Source organism: Lactobacillus sp. WILCCON 0059, from assembly GCF_057197985.1.
The window spans coordinates 1,375,467-1,393,126 of record NZ_JBUBHN010000001.1 but is presented as its reverse complement, the minus strand read 5'-3'; the positions used below and the strand labels follow the sequence as shown (position 1 = coordinate 1,393,126).

Below are 17,660 nucleotides of genomic sequence, written 5' to 3'. Positions count from 1 at the left end.
TGCTCCCTTAAGTTAATTTTCTTTTGGTTGACAATTCCGGAAATTATTTCTATATTGAAGAAGATTTAATTTCAATTTTAGTGAAAGGGGCATTTGATGCCTGCTACAGCAAAAGAAGACAAGAGCAAGAGCAGTAAAAAGACCACGGCTGCCAAGAAGAGCAGCCCGAAGCGGAAAAAGAGCAAGGTGAAAAAAGACCTGGTCATCGTGGAATCTCCAGCCAAGGCCCACACTATTGAGAAGTACCTGGGCCGGAAGTATCACGTGATCGCCTCTAAAGGACACATCCGGGACTTGCCAAAGTCCCAGATGGGGGTCGACATTGACCATGACTACCAGCCAAAATACATCTCCATCCGGGGCAAGGGTGACACCATCAAGGAACTGAAGTCTGAAGCCAAGAAGGCCAATAAAGTCTACCTGGCTTCCGACCCTGACCGGGAAGGGGAAGCTATTGCCTGGCACGTGGCCCATGTTTTAGGTTTGGACGAAAAAGAAGCCAACCGGGTAACCTTCAACGAAGTTACCAAGGACGCGGTCAAGGATGCCTTTAACCACGCCCGGACCATCGACATGGACACGGTTAACGCCCAGCAAGCCCGCCGGGTCCTGGACCGTTTAGTCGGCTACTCTTTATCGCCGATTCTCTGGTCCAAGGTCAAGAAGGGCCTGTCAGCCGGACGCGTTCAGTCAGTTGCCTTGAAGCTAGTCATCGACCGGGAAAAGGAGATCAAGGCCTTTAAGCCAGTTGAATACTGGACGATTGAGGCCGAATTCGCCAAGGGCAAGGACAAATTCCAAGCGTCCTTTTACGGCGAAGACGGCAAGAAGACGGAATTGCCTAATAACGAGGCCGTCCAGAAGCTGCTGGCCAAGTTTGACAAGAAGCAGCCATTTACGGTCAGCAAGGTAGTCAAAAGAGAAGTCCGCCGGCAGCCAGCCGCGCCTTTTACGACTTCCACCATGCAGCAGGAAGCCAACCGGCGCTTGAATTTCCGGACCTCAAAGACCATGAACATTGCCCAGCACCTGTATGAAGGGATCTCCCTGGGCAAGGAAGGCACGGTCGGTTTGATCACCTACATGAGAACTGACTCCAAGCGGATCTCACCGGTTGCCCGCCAGGAAGCAGCCAAGTTTATCGACGAGGAATACGGCAGCGACTTCGCGGTTAAGAAAGAGCGCCATTTCAAGAACCAGGGTGACGCCCAAGACGCCCACGAAGCCGTCCGGCCGACCAGCGTCTACCGGACGCCGAAGTCCCTGGAAAAGGTTTTGACCAAGGATGAACTCCGCCTCTATACCCTGATTTGGAGCCGCTTTGTGGCCAGTGAAATGACTCCAGCCGTCTTTGACACTGTCCGCTACGACTTGACCCAAAACGGGGTGACCTTCAGAGCCAGCGGGTCAGTCATGAAGTTCGCCGGCTACACTAAGGTCTACGACAACAGAAGCGAAAAGAACGTGGCCTTGCCGGCACTTGAAGAAGGTGACGAGGTCAAGCTGACCAAGTCAGACAACAAGCAGCACTTTACCCAGCCACCGGCCCGCTATACTGAAGCCAGCCTGGTCCGGGCTCTGGAAGAAAACGGGGTTGGGCGGCCGTCAACTTACGCGCCGACCATCCAGAACATCCAGTCCCGGAACTATGTCAAGCTGGAAGGGCGGGCGATCGTGCCAACTGAACTGGGCGAGATCGTTGACGGCCTGGTTGAACAGTTCTTCCCGGACATCACCAGTGTTGACTACACGGCCAAGCTGGAAGATGAACTCGACGAAGTCGAAGAAGGCAAGAAGGACTGGGTCAGCGTGGTTGACCAGTACTACAAGCCATTCTCCAAGGAACTGGAGAAGGCGGACAGCGAGATCCAGAAGATCCAGATCAAGGACCAGCCAGCTGGCTTTGACTGCGAGATCTGCGGGGCGCCGATGCTGGTCAAGATGGGCCGCTATGGCAAGTTCTACGGTTGCTCCCGCTTCCCGGACTGCCGCCACACCCAGACCATCGTCAAGAAGGTCGGCGTTACCTGCCCGAAGTGCGGGAAAGGGGAAGTATTGGAGAAGAAGTCCAAGCGGGGCCGGAAATTCTATGGCTGCTCCCGCTATCCAGACTGCGACTTTGTCTCATGGGACAAGCCGATCAGCCGGGTTTGCCCGAACGACGGCCACTTCCTGGTTGAAAAGAAGCGCAAGGACGGCATTGTCGTTCTCTGCCCGAACGGCGACTACAAGGAAGAACCTAGAGAAGAACAAGGCGAAGAAGCCGAATAAGCAGAACAAGCCAATAGATAAGCAGAAATGTCACCAATTCCTTGGTGGCATTTTTATATAGAGCGTGCGAATAGGCAGGGAAGAGCTTTTTCGGTAAAATAGCAAGTAGATAATTTTTAAGCGAAGGATTGAAACAAATGACAGAAAAAGTTACGGTAATCGGCGCCGGTCTGGCCGGCAGCGAAGCAGCTTGGCAGCTGGCTAAAAGAGGGATTAAGGTCGACTTGTATGAAATGCGGCCAAAGAAAATGACCCCGGCCCATGAAAGCGGCAATTTCGCGGAATTGGTTTGCACCAACTCCATGCGGTCCAACCAGCTCTCAAACGCTGTTGGCCTTTTGAAAGAAGAAATGCGGCAGATGGACTCCCTGATCATGCAAGCCGCTGATGCCTGCCAGGTTCCAGCTGGCGGGGCCCTGGCAGTTGACCGGGAGCTTTTCTCCAAATACGTGACTGACAAACTGACCAGCCTGCCGGAAGTGACTATTCATGATGAAGAAATCACCGACCTGCCAACTGAAGGCATCACTATTATCGCGACTGGACCATTGACCAGCGATGCTTTGGCTGAAAAGATCCAGGATTTTGAAGGGACAGACAGCCTCCACTTCTTTGACGCGGCAGCCCCAATCATCGCGGCTGACTCCATCGACATGGACATCGTCTACAAGAAGAGCCGGTATGACCGGGGCGAAGCCGCCTACCTCAACTGCCCGATGACCAAGGAAGAATACGACCGCTTTGCTAACGCCCTGGTTCACGCGGAAACGGCAGAAATGCACGGCTTTGAGAACAGTGAAGTCTTTGAAGGCTGCATGCCGATTGAAGTCATGGCTGCCCGGGGGGCCAAGACCATGCTCTTTGGTCCTTTAAAGCCTGTTGGTCTGGAGAACCCGAAGGACGGCAAGACCCCTTACGCGGTCGTCCAGCTCCGCCAAGACAATGCCGCTGCCTCCATGTACAACATCGTGGGCTTCCAGACCCACCTCAAGTATGGGGAACAAAAGCGGGTCTTCCAAATGATTCCGGGCTTGGAAAATGCCCGCTTCGTCCGTTATGGCAAGATGCACCGGAATACTTACATGGCCAGCCCGGAAGTGTTGAAGGCCAGCTACGAAGCTAAAAAGCAGCCGGGCCTCTTCTTTGCCGGCCAGATGACCGGGGTGGAAGGCTACGTGGAAAGTGCCGGCAGCGGCCTGGTGGCCGGAATCAACGCGGCCAGAGAAGCATTGGGCAAGGACACGGTTGAATTCCCGGTAACGACGGCTCTTGGCTCCATGGCCCACTACATTACGACCACTGACGCCAAGCACTTCCAGCCGATGAACGCCAGCTTTGCCTTGATCCCGGGTCTGGAAGGCAAGAAGATCAGAAACAAGCGCGAGCGCCACGAAAAGATCAGCGAGCGGGGCCTGGCAGACCTGGCCGCCTTTAAGGCAGAGAAGCTGGCTGACTAATGACCCTTGAAGAGCAGTTTCTTTCTTACTTGAAAAATGAGCGCTCTTACAGCCCTAAAACCATTCTGGCCTACCAAAAGGACATGGCGGCGGCTGAAAAATTCTGGCAGGAAAATGGGGGCTTTCCCGGCTGGGATAAAATTTCCCGCCGGGACCTGGAAATTTACCTGCAGGCGCTTGGGCAAAAGCTGGCTTCCAGCACCTTGTCCCGGAAATTGTCCAGTCTTAAATCTTTTTACCGCTTTTTGACCAAGCGGGGCCTGGTTAAGGCTGACCCGACCGTGGTTATTCAGCTTAGGCGGGGGAAGAAAAAGCTGCCTGAATTTTTCTACCAGGATGAAGTTGGCCAAGTCATCAAGACGTTAAATGATGGCAAACCGTTAACAGTCCGCAACCGGGCAATCCTGGCTCTTTTTTACGCGACCGGGATGCGGCTGAGCGAGCTGACGGATTTGAAAATCAGCCAGCTTGACCTGGAAAACGGCATGATTTTAGTGCACGGCAAGGGCAACAAGGACCGCTATGTCTTTTTTGACCAGGAGAGCAAAAAGTACCTGGAAGATTATCTGCAAGCTGCCCGGCCAAGTTTATTGAAAAATGAGGCAGATACTGGGGCAGTTTTTTTAAATAGCCGCGGCAAGCCAATCTCAAGCCGGGGGGTAGCCAAAGTCGTCCAGCAGATCTTTCAAAAAGCCGGCCTGACGGCCGGCGCCCATCCCCATGAACTTCGCCATAGCTTCGCGACCGCCATGCTCAACAACGGGGCGGATTTAAGGAGCGTGCAGGAGCTTTTGGGCCATAAGGACTTGTCAACGACTCAGATTTACACCCACGTCAGCATGCAGCAGCTGACGGCAGAATATCGCCAGCATTTTCCCCGAAAATGAGGAAAAGTGTTATTATGAAAATAGCTGGAAAGCGTCAATCATTTTGGCTTTTCAGCAAGAATTTTAAATGACGAAAACAAGAAAACAAACAGAAAAGCCAAAAAACGGAGGAAAAAATGACAACGATTTGTTCAGTGAAGTACAATGGCCAGACGGCCATTGCCGGTGACGGCCAGGTGACCCTGGGCAAGAGCATTATTGCCAAGACAACGGCCAAGAAGATCCGCCGTATTTACCATGACCAAGTAGTGATCGGCTTTGCCGGCGGGGTGGCGGATGCCGTCAGCCTGCAAGAAATGCTGGAAGGGAAGCTGGAAAGCTACAGCGGCGACTTGCGCCGGGCAGCGGTGGAAATGGCCCAGTCCTGGAGAAAAGACCCGGCCTTGCAGAAATTGGAAGCCATGGTAATTGCTTTTAACGACCAGGATCTGCTCTTGATCTCCGGGAACGGGGAAGTACTTGAACCAGACGAAAGCGTAGTGGCGATCGGCTCTGGCGGCTACTATGCTCAGGCGGCAGCCGTGGGGATGCTGCGGCACGCCAGCGGGATGACGGCCAGTGAAATCGCCAAGGAAGCGGTCAACATTGCTGCTGACATCGATGTCTTTACCGACCACGAAATTGTTACGGATGAAATCGAGGAAAAATAGGGATGAGAGAGAAAACGCCAAAGCAGATCGTTGAGCTGCTGGACAAGTACATTGTCGGGCAAACTGAAGCCAAGAAGTCAGTGGCTATTGCCCTGTACAACCGCTACCGCCGGGCCCAGCTGCCAGAAAACGTGCAAAAGGACATTACGCCAAAGAATATCTTGATGGCTGGGCCAACTGGGGTCGGCAAGACCGAAATTGCCCGCCGCCTGGCGGACATCGTCGACGCTCCTTTCGTCAAGGTTGAAGCTACCAAGTTCACTGAAGTCGGCTACGTGGGCCGGGATGTGGAATCGATGGTCCGGGACCTGGCCAATGAAGCTGTCCGGATCGTGGAAAAAGAAGAGTTCGCCAAGGTTGAAGGCCAGGCCATCCGCCAGGCCAACAAGACCCTGGTCCGCCTGCTGGTGCCGGGCGTGAAGAGAAACAACCGGCAAAACCAGATGCAGCAGATGCAGGAAATGATGCAGAGCCTGCTGGCTGGCGGCGGGATGCCGGAAGAAACTGAAGAAGTCACTGACGAAATCAGAAACCAAAGACTCAGCGTGGCTGAAAAGCTGGACCGGGGGCTCCTGGAAAACGAAGAAGTCACCATCGAAGTCGAACAAGCGCCTAAGGCCAACCCAATGGGCGACATGATGGGGCAGATGGGGATGGACATGTCCAGCATGCTGGGCGACATGCTCCCTAAGCGGAAGGTCAAGCGGACCCTGCCGGTCAGCCAGGCCAGAAAGCTTTTGGTCCAAGAAGAAGAACATAAGCTGGTCAACTATGATGACATCTACCAAAAGGCCATGGACCGGGCCGGCCAAAGCGGGATCATCTTCATCGACGAAATTGACAAGATTACCGCGGCTGACAAGCGCAACTCCGCCGGCGTCTCAAGAGAAGGGGTTCAAAGAGACATCCTGCCGATCGTTGAAGGTTCAACCGTAAGCACCAAGTACGGTCCCCTGTCAACCGACCACATCCTCTTCATCGCGGCCGGGGCCTTTGCCGAAAGCAAGCCGAGCGACCTCATTCCAGAACTGCAGGGCCGTTTCCCAATCAGAGTTGAGCTGAATGCCTTGACCAAGGACGACTTCGTCAGAATCTTGAAGGACCCGCAAAATTCCCTCTTGAAGCAGTACATTGCCTTGCTGAAGGCTGACGGGGTGGACCTGGTCTTTACGGCAGAAGCAGTCGACAAGATTGCCGAAATCGCCTTTGAGGTCAACCAAGGGACTGATAACATTGGTGCCCGCCGTCTGGCCACTATCTTGGAGAAGCTGCTGGAAGAAGTTCTCTATGAAGGGCCGGACATGGAAATGGGGCAAATTACCATCACCCAGGCCTATGTTGAACAGAAGTTAAGTGATATCGTCAAGAATAAGGACTTGACCAAGTTCATCCTGTGATAAGTGTAAAAATGCAATTGAGTTTAGAAAAAAAGAAAAAATAAGAGTATTAAGGGGCAAATAATGGATTATACTATCGAAAATGAAATTCTTAAGGTTACGGTGTCAAGTCACGGGGCAGAACTCCAGAGCGTCATTGGCAAGCATATTGGCAATGAATACATCTGGCAGGCTGACTCGGAAGTCTGGGGCCGGCATGCTCCAGTCTTGTTCCCAATCGTGGGCAAGCTGAAAAACGATGAGTACAGCTATCAAGGTAAGAGCTACCACATGACCCAGCATGGTTTTGCCCGTGACATGGAATTTGCCCTGGAAGAGCAAAGCAAGGAAAAGCTGACCTTCCTTTTGACGGACACGGAAGAAACCAGAGCCGTCTATCCCTTCAAGTTTGAATTCCGGGTCAGCTACGAGCTTTTGAACAACATGATCAAGGAAAGCTTCCACGTCACCAACAAGGGTGAAGGGGACATGATCTTTGGCGTCGGCGGCCACCCAGGCTTTGCCCTGCCAGTTGAAGATGGGGTCAAGAAGGATGACTTTTACCTGCAGGTCAACCCGGCAAAGCCGCGGGCAATGGTGCCGCTGGAAAACGGCCTGCTCAACTGGGAAAAGCGGTCCCTAGCGCCAACTGAAAGCATGATCACCATTACTGACGACCTGTTCAAAAATGACGCCATGGTGCTGGTGATGCGGCACCCGGACAACAAGTTCTCCATCAAGACGGAAACCAGCCGCTTCCATATCAATGTCAGAACTGACTCCGCACCATACGTGGGTGTTTGGTCCCAGTATCCAAAGACCGGCAATTACGTCTGCATCGAACCTTGGTGGGGGATTGCTGACCTCACTGATACCGACGGGAACCTGGAAAACAAGAAGGGGATGAACCGCTTGGCCAGTGGGGAAGACTTTGAAGCCAGCTTCCGCATGTCCTTCCACAGCAAGGTCCGGAGCGAATAAAATAGAGAAAAGCAAAAGTGATTTTTTGCATGAGCTGCCTGAAGCGGGCAGCTTTTTTTATACCCAAAAAGGTCAAAAATATTCTGAAAGCGGGAACAAAAATCAAACGATTTGGACTATAATTAGGGCATAAAGTATGTGTTTGTAAGAAATAGTTGAATTGTGTTTTGGAGGAATAAAAAATGAAGAAGCTGTACAGCGCCCTCGCGGCAGCCGCTTTGACTCCCCTTTGCCTTTTAACGGGCCAGGTAAGTCAGGCCAGTCAGGCAAGCGAATATAATCCGGAGGTCAGAAACTTGCAGGTACGGGAAGGCAACTACCGGATTGCCCGGGACCTGGTCAAGAATGCCAACAAACTGCCAGCCAACACGGTTTATGAATTCGTGCCCGAGCCCAATTTCGCCAAGGCGGGGACCTATCAGACCAGGATCCGCCTGCTTTACCCGGACAACTCAATGGAGACCAGCCAGCAAGTGACCGTCAGCGTTTATGACCATGCTTGGAAGGCTAAGAAGACGGTCAAGAAGCATAAAAAGGTTAATAAGAAGAAGGCCAAAAAGCGGGTAAAGGATGCCAAGCGCTACCAGGCTAAGGTGACGGGGAAGACGACTGCTTTTGGCCAGGCTTTTAAGTCAAAGCGCCTGGTCACCAACCGGGCAAAATTGCCGAAGAAGACCAGCTTCCGCTTCGCCAGAGTGCCAAACTTCAAGCGGGCCGGGACTTACTACACGGCCGTATTAGTCACCTATCCAGACAAGAGTCAAGAATATACTCGCCAGGTCAAGGTGACGGTCAAGCGGCAGACGGACAAGAGCAAGTACCAGCCGAAGATCAAGGGCAAGACCGTCGCTTATGGGGCAAAATTGACTGCTAAGTCCTTAATTAAAAACGCCAAGTCCTTGCCTAAGAAGAGCAAGTACCGGCTCTCGCAAAAGATCAACACTAAGCAAGCAGGGACTTACTTGGTCGCTGTCAAAGTGACTTACCCGGACAAGAGCTGGGAAGTGACGCCTTTTGTTAAAGTCAAAGTCAAGCGGCAGACAGACAAGGCCCGCTACCAGGTCAAAGTCCGCTCAGGAGTGGTAAAGGCCGGGCAGAAATTGACTCCGGCTCAGCTGGTAACCAACCTTTCCAGTCTGCCAAAGAAGAGCAAGTTTGCCTTCACTGCCCAGCCAAATTGGCAAAAGGCTGGCAGCTACCGGACCAAAATCCAGGTAACTTATCCGGACAAGAGCAAGGAGACCAGTGCCTTTTTGACGGTAACTGTTAAAGATCCAGCTGATTCCACCCGCTACACGCCGGTCCTTTTGGCTGCCCAGACGCAAGCGGGCAAGCCAATCGCGGCTTCCAGCTTGATCGCCAACTTTGCTTCTTTGCCTGACGGCAGCCAGGCCAGTTTCGTAACGGCGCCAGATTTTGCCAAAGCAGGCAGCTATAAGACCCAGATCAAGGTGACTTACCCGGACAAGTCGACCTGGACCAGTTCTGAATTCATTATTGAAGTTGCTGCTCCGGCCGCAAGCACACAGAAAAACTGATATTTTTAAGAATATTTTTCAAAATCAAGACTTTTCCGGTCTTGATTTTTTGTTTTTTAACCTGCCTTTTTATAGGAACTTTTGCTATAATAGCGATTAGTAAGCGGTTACAATGGAAAGCATGAAAGATCAAGAAAACATGGGGAAAACGATGAGGAAAATCAAATGTGAGCTTTGCGGACAAAGAGATTTATTAAAAGAGGGCGGCCGTTTTGTCTGCCAGTCTTGCGGGGCAGCCTATTCAGCCAGTGAACTGCGCCGGCAATTTGACTTGAAAGACCGGGCAGAAATTTACGCTGAAGCCAAGCAGGCCTACCGGGCTAAACGCTTTAAGCAGGCCAGGCAGCTTTACCTGGCCCTGGCAGATGAAGGGGACCAGCAGGCAGCTTTTTACGCTGCCCTTGCTGGCAGCCAGCTCGATTCCGCGGCTGATTTTGCCCCACTTTTGGGCCAGCTGCGGGCGGCTTTGGCAGCCAGCCGGAAAAGTGGGGGAGAAAGCTACTTTGCTTTTGCCAGCCGGGCTCTGGGTGAAGTGATCGTCTTTGCCCTGGCACTTGAAGAAGAATACGAAGAAGATTTCCAAAAGCAGGCTCAGCGCTTGGAACTTAGCTCTAGGCAGACTTTAGAGAAGGCCCACCGGAAGATGCAGGAAGAAGCAGGCCGGGCCTGGCTCTTGATGAGCCGAGCAGCCCACCTCTGCGTTGGGGAAAGCGATGATTTGGCAGCAGCCAATTCATACTTCTGGGAGCTGGTCGATGCTATTATTGATGACTTGAGCATCAACCAGAAGCGGGGCACGATTGTCATCGGCAACGTAAATGAAGAAAGAGCATATTTTGCAGGTTTGAAGGCCGAGGAAAAGGCCAAAAAGCTGGTCAATAGTTAACTTTTTAAAGTCATTGCGGGAGAAAGCAAATTTTTTGTAAAAAAAGGCTTGCCAAGAATTAAAAAGTTAAGTATCATATAACTTGATCGGGGGATGCGAGGAGCCGTCCCTTGGTTGAAGTTTGAGATTGCGTTATAGCCAAGTGGTAAGGCAACGGTTTTTGGTACCGTCATGCGCTGGTTCGAATCCAGCTAACGCAATTGTTAGGAAGACACCCAGCTGGGTGTCTTTTTTGTTTTTCTGCTTTACTAAATCACCTGCCTTGACCGGATTCGGCAGGAAGGATAAACTTATTACTTAAGTTGATTAGATTTTTTAGAAAAAAAGATGAGGTAAGACCGTGAACGGATTAATCAAAGCAAGCGATGTCAATCAAGCCGGCCATTTGCAAATTGCCGGGGTAGATGCCCTGGAACTGGCGGCCAAGTACCAGACTCCCCTGCAGGTGTTTGACGTGGGCAGAATCCGGCAGGCAATTCGGGCCTTCAAGCGGGTCTTTGAAGAAGAAGGAGTAGACTACGAAGTCAGCTATGCCTCAAAGGCTTTTTCCTGTCTGGCTATCTACCAGGTGATCAATGAAGAAGGCGGCCATACCGACGTCGTTTCCGGCGGGGAACTCTGGACGGCCATGAAGGCGGGCTTTCCCATGGATAAGGTGAGCTTCCACGGCAACAACAAGAGCCGGTCAGAACTGGAATTAGCCGTTGATCAGGGAGTCGGGGTAATTATTGTCGACAACTTCCATGAAATCGACTTGCTCAGCCAGGTTCTGGAAGAAAAAGACGCAAGCAGCAAGGTCATGCTCCGGGTTACTCCCGGCATCAGCGCCCACACCAACGAATACATCCAGACTGGACAGGTTGACTCCAAGTTTGGCTTTGACATGGAAAGCGGCCAGGCGGACCGGGCTTTAGAACTTGTCTTGGCCAATCCCCGGATGAAGATGGCCGGTATCCACGCCCATATCGGCTCGCAGATTTTTGACGTCCGAGGCTTCGTGGGCTGCGCTGACAAGCTCTGCCAGCTGGCCACGGCCTGGAAAGAAAAGTATGGCTATGAAGCTGACATCTTGAACGTGGGTGGCGGCTTCGGCATCCACTACACCGACCAAGACCAGCCGCTTCCAGCTGAAGAATTTGTCCGGGCCATCGTCAAGGAAGTCAAGAACAAGTGCCAGGAGAGCGGCTTGAAATTGCCGGCTATCTGGATTGAACCAGGCCGGTCAATCGTCGGCCCTGCTGGCTGGAGCCTCTACACGGTCGGCTCAAGAAAGGACCTGCCGGGTTACCCAAGCTATGTTGCCCTTGACGGGGGGATGGGGGACAATATCCGGCCAGCTCTTTACCAAGCCGAATATTCAGCTGTTGTCGCTGACCGCCCCCAGGCAGAAGATGAAGAAAGGGTCAACCTGGTTGGCAAGTACTGCGAAAGCGGGGATATTTTGATCAAGTCCTGTCCTTTGCCAAAAACCGAACCTGGCGACCTAGTTGCCCTGTTAAGCACAGGTGCCTATGGCTACTCCATGGCGTCAAATTACAACCGCAATCCCCGTCCAGCCGTGGTTTTCGCTGAAGACGGACTTGACCAGCTGGTGATCAAGCGGGAAAGCTACGACGACTTGATTGCCAATGACTTAAAATACCAAAAATAATCCTGGCATATTTTTAACAAAATAAACTTTTAGCCGGCGCAGAATTAAGAAAATGATTTTTCATTTGAGAAAAAATAGACAAAGTTAGCTATATTTGCCGCTTTGCTTAACAAACTATGCTAAAATAGGCTTAAATGTTAAGTTGCTGTTCTTTTTGATTTAAATGAAGAGGTTTTTCGAATGCCAAAATTAGCGCAAGATTTACTGCCGATTATCAACCACAAGCTTGATGCTGTGGTTCCTTCAGATATCCGCCGTTTTGACAAGTACGTGTCCCAGTTTGACGACGTCGTTAAGCTGACCCTGGGGGAACCAGACTTGAATACCCCGGAACACATCAAGCAGGCAGCCATCCGGGACATTGAAAACAATGACAGCCACTACGGCCCGCAGTCTGGTAAGCCGGAACTGCTCAAGGCCATCAGCAAGTACGTTAAGGGCTTAACCGGCGTTGACTATGACCCGGAAAGTGAAATCACGGTGACTGTCGGGGCAACTGAAGCCTTGACCTGCACCTTGTCGGCTCTGTTGAATGACGGTGACAAGGTGATCGTGCCAACTCCAGTCTGGTCAATGTATATGCAGCTGGTCTGCTTGACCGGGGCTACGCCAGTTGAAGTTGACACCTCAGACACCGGCTTTGTCTTGACTCCAGAGAAGCTGGAAGAAGTTATTGAACGGGAAGGCAAGGGGGTCAAGGCGATTATGCTGAACGACCCGACCAACCCAACCGGGGTAACCTACCCTAAGGAAGTCATTGAAGGTCTGGCTGAAGTGATCAAGAAGCACCACATGTACGCCATCAGTGACGAAATCTACTCAGAATTGATCTACGGGGATGCCAAGCACTACTCCTTGTCTACTTATATCCCAGAGAGAACTATCTTTATTTCCGGTCTGTCCAAGTCTCACGCCATGACTGGCTGGCGGCTGGGCTACATCTGCGGGCCAGCTGAAATTATGGCCAGCGTGCGGAAGATGAATGACTTCATGATCACGGTCGTGACCAACAACGTGCAAGCTGCGGCTATTGAAGCCTTGACCAACGGCCTGGATGACCCGAAGGAATTCAGAGACATTTACCAGCGCCGGGTAAACTTCATGGAAAAGGGCTTGAAGAAGCTGGGCTTTGACATGGCCTTGCCGCGCGGCGCCTTCTACATCTTTGCCAAGATTCCTGAAAAGTACCAGGGTGACGACGTTGGCTTTGCCAAGGCTTTGGCCAAAGACGCCAGAGTCGGCGTGATCCCGGGCAGCTACTTTGGTGCTGGCGGGGCAGGCTACGTCCGGATGTCCTACGCTTCCAGCGATGAAGCCCTGCAAGAGGCTCTTAAGCGGATTACCAAGTTTGTGGAAGCAGAATAATAAATTTTATTAGATTATTAAAGTACGGTTATCTTCGCAGAAGCCGTGCTTTTTTCTTTAGCGGCCAAAAAGTGGCGGAAATTACCATAAGGGCTGGCCCTATGTTATTATTTAAATAGTAAGCAATGCCGTGCTTGCGTGACCTATTTTCAAAAGAAAAGACAATATGAAATGATTTTTTCTATAGGATAAAAGAAATAACGTGCCGGGTATGCTCTTGAAATCTAGTGAAATGTAGTGATGATAATTATGGGTAAAAAGGCCTCTTTAAAAGATTTGGGAATAAGCACGATTCTGACCAAAGCATGGTGGTCCGTGCTTTATTTAGGGATCTTTGTTTTTGGCAAGCATATTCCCCTGCCTTTTGCCAAAATGCAGATCGGCCAGCCGAATGTTTTGCTCGTGGCAACGGGGGGCGACAGCAGTCAGGCCAGCCTCTTTTCTTTAGGGATCAGTCCTTGGATGTCAGCCATGATCATCACTGGGATGCTGGCTCAGCTCCGTCTGCCGATGATGTCTAAGATGACCGAGAAGAAGATGGACATCTGGCAAAAGACCTTGACCTTTTTCTTGACCGTGATTCAAGCAACGGTGATGCTGCGGGAGTTCCAACTGACCAGCAGCAGCTTTGGCACCCGTCTGGCTGCCGGCCTTTTCCTCATGACAGGCAGCTTTCTGTTGATCTGGCTGAGCGTTGAAAATGACAAAAATGGCCTGGGCGGAATCAGCTTGATTCTGATGGCCAACATGTTCTTTACATTAATGAAGTCTTTTGCCAATGGCCTCATCCCGGGCCTCAGCGTCCAAAGCGCCAATATTGTCCGGGCCCTGGCTCTCTTTGTCATTCTCCTTTTGGGAGTAATTACAGTTATCTTGACCAATGCTGAGCGCCGGGTGCCGGTAACCAAGCTCTTGATCAGCGCAGAATTTGGCTCAGAGTCCTACCTGCCGATCAGAATCCTGCCAGCTGGCTCCATGCCAGCCATGTTTGCCACGACCATGTTTGTCTTGCCAAAATATCTCTTGCAGTTTTTCTACAATTTGTCTTCTTGGAAACTGTTCAAGCAGTTAGCCAATGCCTTTGACTTAAGCCAGGTCAGCGGCCTTATTCTTTACTGCTTGATCCTGGTGGGGCTGACTTACGGCTTTTCATATATCTCAATTGACCCGGTCCAGCAGGCTGACGACATGCAGAAGTCAGGTGACTATGTCCCTGGCTGCCGGCCGGGCAAGGAGACGGAAAAATACCTCCGTCACTTGATCAATATTTTTTCTTTCGTCAGTTCGATCTATTTCGTGGTCTTTACTGGTCTGCCGCTGGGCCTCACTCTGCTTGACGCAAAATTGTCCAGCTTGGTTATGCTGCCCAACTACGTCATTATCTTAGCTGGCTTTGGGGCAGCGATTGCTGAGCAGATTGAAGTCCTGCAAATCAGAGGTCAGTACCGGGGCCTGCTTTAGGAGAAGGGAGGAAAAAGGATGTATTATTTCGTGCCATCGTGGTACAGACGCGACCGGACCTGGCTCAGCTACGGGCAGATCTGGTTTTTGAACAGCGGCCTTATTCACTTTGACTTTGACGACAGCATCAACCAGATCAGGATGTTCAAAGATGAGGGGCAGCCGGTCAGAATTCTGACTTTGGGCTACCTGCCCAGCATTGGCAACTTCCTCTTCCGGCACAACATTCTGGACGCGGAAAGCGACAATATTTTTGACCTGATGCAGGGGATTCCGGCCGACCAGGTGGTCAGAAACGTCAACTACCTGGACTTCAACTGGCCCAAGGACTGCAGCTTCGTCTACAATGCCTTCAACATCCTGGTTTACCGGGAAGATGAGCTTTACGCCCGGATCCGGATGGGGGTTACCGGCAATTTGATTCAGATCGAATTTGTCCGCCAGGGCTACAAGTACCGGACCATGTTCTTTGACTGGCGGGGCTTTTTGTCCAGCATCCTCAACTACGACAATGAAGGCCGCTTTGAAAGCCGGGTCTTTCTGAACCCGGAAGGCGAGGAAGTTTTCCGCAACAACAAGGATGATTCGGTGACCATTTTTTCCGCGGCCCAGGATCGCTTTAAAAAGAGCCACTACGACTCGATCACGGACATGATCAGCGAGTATTTGGACAAGTATTTCGCTGAAAATCTAGAGCCCGACGACTCCTTTATCATCGCTGCCAGCCGCCGGCACGACCAGTTCCTTTTGGAAAAATTAAAAGACTACAAGACAGTAATTTCTTATTATGGCCACCGGACAAATTTTGATGACCCCCATGTTTTTGAAACAGCCAAAATGGCCAGCATGGTCATCGCCGATTCTGACTATACGGTCAATTTGATGAAGGAAAATGGAGTTGAGCACGTCGTCCAGCTGCCTCCCCTTGATACGGACTTGACTATGGGTGAAAGCGACAGGGAACGCCTGCTCAAGGTCATGTTCATGACGGGCGGCTTGTCTGAAGAAGTGATCAAGCTGGCTTTAAAGGAGCTTTTTGACGTGATGGAAAGCAATAAGCTGGTTGAGATCAACTTCGCTGACTACGCCGGCTTTGACCAGTTTGGCATCTTGGACCGCTTGATCAAAGATGAAATGGCCAAAAGAGACTGCAAGTACCGCTACTGCTTTTTAAGAGCCAACCAGTCCCTGCCTAAGGAAATGGAAGCAGATGACGATGATGAAGAAAACCGGGTCCGCCGGATCAACTATGTCACCATTCACTCTGACACGGACTTGATCAAGATTCTCAAGCCTATGCGGCTCATTGTTGACCTGTCAGCCAGACCGGAAATTTTCCTGCAGGTGGTCGGCATCAGCACTGGCATCCCCCAGATCAATCTGGTTAAGTCCGATTATGTCGATGACGGCAAAAACGGCCTCCGGATTGGGCAGATTTCGGATCTTGCCGGGGCTCTGCACTACTATTTAGACGGGCTCAGCAATTGGAACCGGGCCAAGATGTACTCAGTCGGCAAGATCAACAACTACACGGCCGCCAAGATCGTGAAGGAACTGTCAGACGCGGTAGGAGGGAAGGGTTAATGGATTATTTTTTGCTTTATGGGGTAAAAGAATACCTGCCGCCCGTGCCTGATCGGGAAAACGCCAAATGGTTTCGGGCCGGCTACGGGGAAATGGATGACTTGATCAAAGAGCTGAAAGCAGACAAAAAGCTGGGCTTCAGGGGCTTTCAAGGGGCCTGGCTGATCGACTTGCCAGAAGATGAGGATATACCCGCCCTGGCCAAAAATCTAGACGCCTACACGATCATGGTGGATGATGACTTGAAAGATGAAGAACTGACTGAAAAAGCCGCCTTCTTTTTTAAGTCCAAGCAGGTCCGCTTCGTGCACTTTGCCAGCAACAACCAGGCCTTTGACTGGATCGAAAGCCGTCTGTTTGGCGGCCAGGTCGGCAGCAAATTGGATGTCTCCAGCATGGAAGTCAACCCCCTCTTCAAGGGCAGAGTAGAGTTTAACGGCTTTGAAAATGTCCGCCTCAGCGGGAACTTCGGTGACGAATTCTGGCCGGTGATCAACTGGCGGTGGGGGATGTACTGCGACAAGGACCGGACCCTGGAACTTTGGCCCCAGTTCTTCAAGGATGCCAGCGTGGATATCCGCCTGGCCGTTTATGAGAACAACCCCGGCATTGCGGATAATGTCCGCCGCCGGGTCGTGTTCACGGAAGCTGACATGAAAAAGTGGCTCCTTTTTGAAGGAACCAACCCCGGCTCAATCTTAAACGTCAGCTTAGAAGCCAGAGGCGAAGGCAACTTGACCATGGGCAACATCCACTACCGCTGGTCCAGACGGGGCCTTGGCGCTTTTATCGCGGGCGGGGAAGACTTGGTCGACAGCAAGCGCGACCCTTTGATCACCTACTTTAACCCTGGTGACCTTAAACCGCCACTAAATATCTACTTTTCCGGCTACCGGACGGCGGAAGGCTTTGAAGGTTTTTACATGATGCGGTCCATGAAGGCGCCCTTTATGCTGGTTGGCGACCCCCGCCTGGAAGGCGGCGCCTTTTACCTGGGCAGCCAGGAACTGCAAGAGAAGCTTGTGGCCAGAATCCAGGAAAAACTGGACTGGCTGGGCTTTGACCACCATCAAGTAACTATGTCCGGCCTGTCGATGGGGACCTTTGGGGCCCTTTATTACGGCTCAAAGATTGAGCCAGGAGCTATCGTGGTCGGCAAGCCTTTGGCCAGTCTGGGCAAGATGGCCCAAATGGAAAGAGACTACCGCTATGGGATTTTCCCGACGGCTTTAGACGTTTTAAACGCTGGTTCGCCAGATGACAACTGGCGGGGAGACTTTGACGAAAGAGCCAAGGCTTTGGATGACATGTTCTGGACGGCTTTTGACAAGGCCGAATTTTCTAAAACTACCCTGGCTATTGCTTATATGGAGGACGACGACTACGACCCCCATGCCTACCGGGACATTATGCGCAGCTTCAGCCGGCGCAAGCAGGACAGCAAGATCATTGCCAAGGGCTTTCCCGGCCACCACAATGACGCGACCGGTCCCTTGGTCAAATGGTTCAGAACCCAGTACGGGGCAATTTTGAAGGATGAATACGGGCGATAG

At 51.6% G+C, this 17,660-nt stretch carries 13 protein-coding genes and 1 tRNA gene; all 14 read left to right on the top strand.

Translation table 11 applies throughout. The features are described from left to right. The first annotated feature begins 96 nt into the window (after positions 1-96). The gene (gene topA, locus ACYVUT_RS06590; RefSeq protein WP_439775510.1) at positions 97-2,271 is read left to right on the top strand and encodes a type I DNA topoisomerase; all 2,175 of its coding nucleotides are present in this window, start codon (positions 97-99) and stop codon (positions 2,269-2,271) included. A gap of 137 nt (positions 2,272-2,408) precedes the next feature. Then, positions 2,409-3,728 carry a methylenetetrahydrofolate--tRNA-(uracil(54)-C(5))-methyltransferase (FADH(2)-oxidizing) TrmFO gene (gene trmFO, locus ACYVUT_RS06585; RefSeq protein WP_439775511.1) on the top strand — a complete coding sequence of 440 codons (1,320 nt, stop codon included), beginning with the start codon at positions 2,409-2,411 and terminating at the stop codon, positions 3,726-3,728. Continuing rightward, positions 3,728-4,615 (top strand): tyrosine recombinase XerC, encoded by an 888-nt coding sequence (xerC, locus tag ACYVUT_RS06580; protein ID WP_484500380.1) that lies wholly within the window; start codon positions 3,728-3,730, stop codon positions 4,613-4,615. The genes trmFO and xerC overlap by 1 nt, the downstream gene beginning before the upstream one ends. 116 nt (positions 4,616-4,731) lie before the next feature. Beyond that, complete coding sequence (gene hslV / locus ACYVUT_RS06575) at positions 4,732-5,265, top strand: ATP-dependent protease subunit HslV (protein WP_003618695.1); 534 nt, start codon at positions 4,732-4,734, stop codon at positions 5,263-5,265. A 2-nt stretch (positions 5,266-5,267) separates the two neighbouring features. Next, positions 5,268-6,662: an ATP-dependent protease ATPase subunit HslU gene (gene hslU, locus ACYVUT_RS06570; RefSeq protein ID WP_484500379.1), complete on the top strand. Its 1,395-nt coding sequence runs from the start codon at positions 5,268-5,270 to the stop codon at positions 6,660-6,662. Between the two features lie 63 nt (positions 6,663-6,725). Then, positions 6,726-7,622, top strand: coding sequence for an aldose 1-epimerase family protein (locus ACYVUT_RS06565; protein WP_439774645.1), 897 nt, complete (start codon positions 6,726-6,728; stop codon positions 7,620-7,622). Positions 7,623-7,804: 182 nt separating this feature from the next. After that, positions 7,805-9,160: a Rib/alpha-like domain-containing protein gene (locus ACYVUT_RS06560; RefSeq protein WP_484500378.1), complete on the top strand. Its 1,356-nt coding sequence runs from the start codon at positions 7,805-7,807 to the stop codon at positions 9,158-9,160. A 151-nt stretch (positions 9,161-9,311) separates the two neighbouring features. Further along, the gene (locus tag ACYVUT_RS06555; protein WP_484501720.1) at positions 9,312-10,046 is read left to right on the top strand and encodes a TFIIB-type zinc finger domain-containing protein; all 735 of its coding nucleotides are present in this window, start codon (positions 9,312-9,314) and stop codon (positions 10,044-10,046) included. 128 nt (positions 10,047-10,174) lie between these two features. Next, positions 10,175-10,246: transfer RNA gene (locus ACYVUT_RS06550), tRNA-Gln, on the top strand. Positions 10,247-10,386: 140 nt separating this feature from the next. Next, entirely contained in the window at positions 10,387-11,697 is a 1,311-nt protein-coding gene (gene lysA, locus ACYVUT_RS06545; RefSeq protein ID WP_484500375.1) for a diaminopimelate decarboxylase, read from the top strand. Positions 11,698-11,877: 180 nt separating this feature from the next. Next, positions 11,878-13,062, top strand: coding sequence for an aminotransferase class I/II-fold pyridoxal phosphate-dependent enzyme (locus ACYVUT_RS06540; protein WP_484501719.1), 1,185 nt, complete (start codon positions 11,878-11,880; stop codon positions 13,060-13,062). 249 nt (positions 13,063-13,311) lie between these two features. Then, positions 13,312-14,523, top strand: a complete 1,212-nt coding sequence (gene secY2, locus ACYVUT_RS06535; RefSeq protein WP_484501718.1) for an accessory Sec system protein translocase subunit SecY2 — start codon at positions 13,312-13,314, stop codon at positions 14,521-14,523. A gap of 18 nt (positions 14,524-14,541) precedes the next feature. After that, on the top strand, positions 14,542-16,107 hold the full coding sequence (asp1, locus tag ACYVUT_RS06530; protein WP_439775827.1) for an accessory Sec system protein Asp1: 1,566 nt from the start codon (positions 14,542-14,544) through the stop codon (positions 16,105-16,107). Continuing rightward, positions 16,107-17,660, top strand: a complete 1,554-nt coding sequence (gene asp2 / locus ACYVUT_RS06525) for an accessory Sec system protein Asp2 (RefSeq protein WP_484501717.1) — start codon at positions 16,107-16,109, stop codon at positions 17,658-17,660. The genes asp1 and asp2 overlap by 1 nt, the downstream gene beginning before the upstream one ends.

Bases quoted from the DNA above. Each gene is read 5' to 3' on its own strand.
- xerC (WP_484500380.1), top strand. From the start codon at position 3,728: ATGACCCTTGAAGAGCAGTTTCTTTCTTACTTGAAAAATGAGCGCTCT.
- ACYVUT_RS06540 (WP_484501719.1), top strand. From the start codon at position 11,878: ATGCCAAAATTAGCGCAAGATTTACTGCCGATTATCAACCACAAGCTT.
- asp1 (WP_439775827.1), top strand. From the start codon at position 14,542: ATGTATTATTTCGTGCCATCGTGGTACAGACGCGACCGGACCTGGCTC.
- ACYVUT_RS06560 (WP_484500378.1), top strand. From the start codon at position 7,805: ATGAAGAAGCTGTACAGCGCCCTCGCGGCAGCCGCTTTGACTCCCCTT.
- asp2 (WP_484501717.1), top strand. From the start codon at position 16,107: ATGGATTATTTTTTGCTTTATGGGGTAAAAGAATACCTGCCGCCCGTG.
- topA (WP_439775510.1), top strand. From the start codon at position 97: ATGCCTGCTACAGCAAAAGAAGACAAGAGCAAGAGCAGTAAAAAGACC.
- ACYVUT_RS06565 (WP_439774645.1), top strand. From the start codon at position 6,726: ATGGATTATACTATCGAAAATGAAATTCTTAAGGTTACGGTGTCAAGT.
- ACYVUT_RS06555 (WP_484501720.1), top strand. From the start codon at position 9,312: ATGAGGAAAATCAAATGTGAGCTTTGCGGACAAAGAGATTTATTAAAA.
- hslU (WP_484500379.1), top strand. From the start codon at position 5,268: ATGAGAGAGAAAACGCCAAAGCAGATCGTTGAGCTGCTGGACAAGTAC.
- trmFO (WP_439775511.1), top strand. From the start codon at position 2,409: ATGACAGAAAAAGTTACGGTAATCGGCGCCGGTCTGGCCGGCAGCGAA.
- hslV (WP_003618695.1), top strand. From the start codon at position 4,732: ATGACAACGATTTGTTCAGTGAAGTACAATGGCCAGACGGCCATTGCC.
- secY2 (WP_484501718.1), top strand. From the start codon at position 13,312: ATGGGTAAAAAGGCCTCTTTAAAAGATTTGGGAATAAGCACGATTCTG.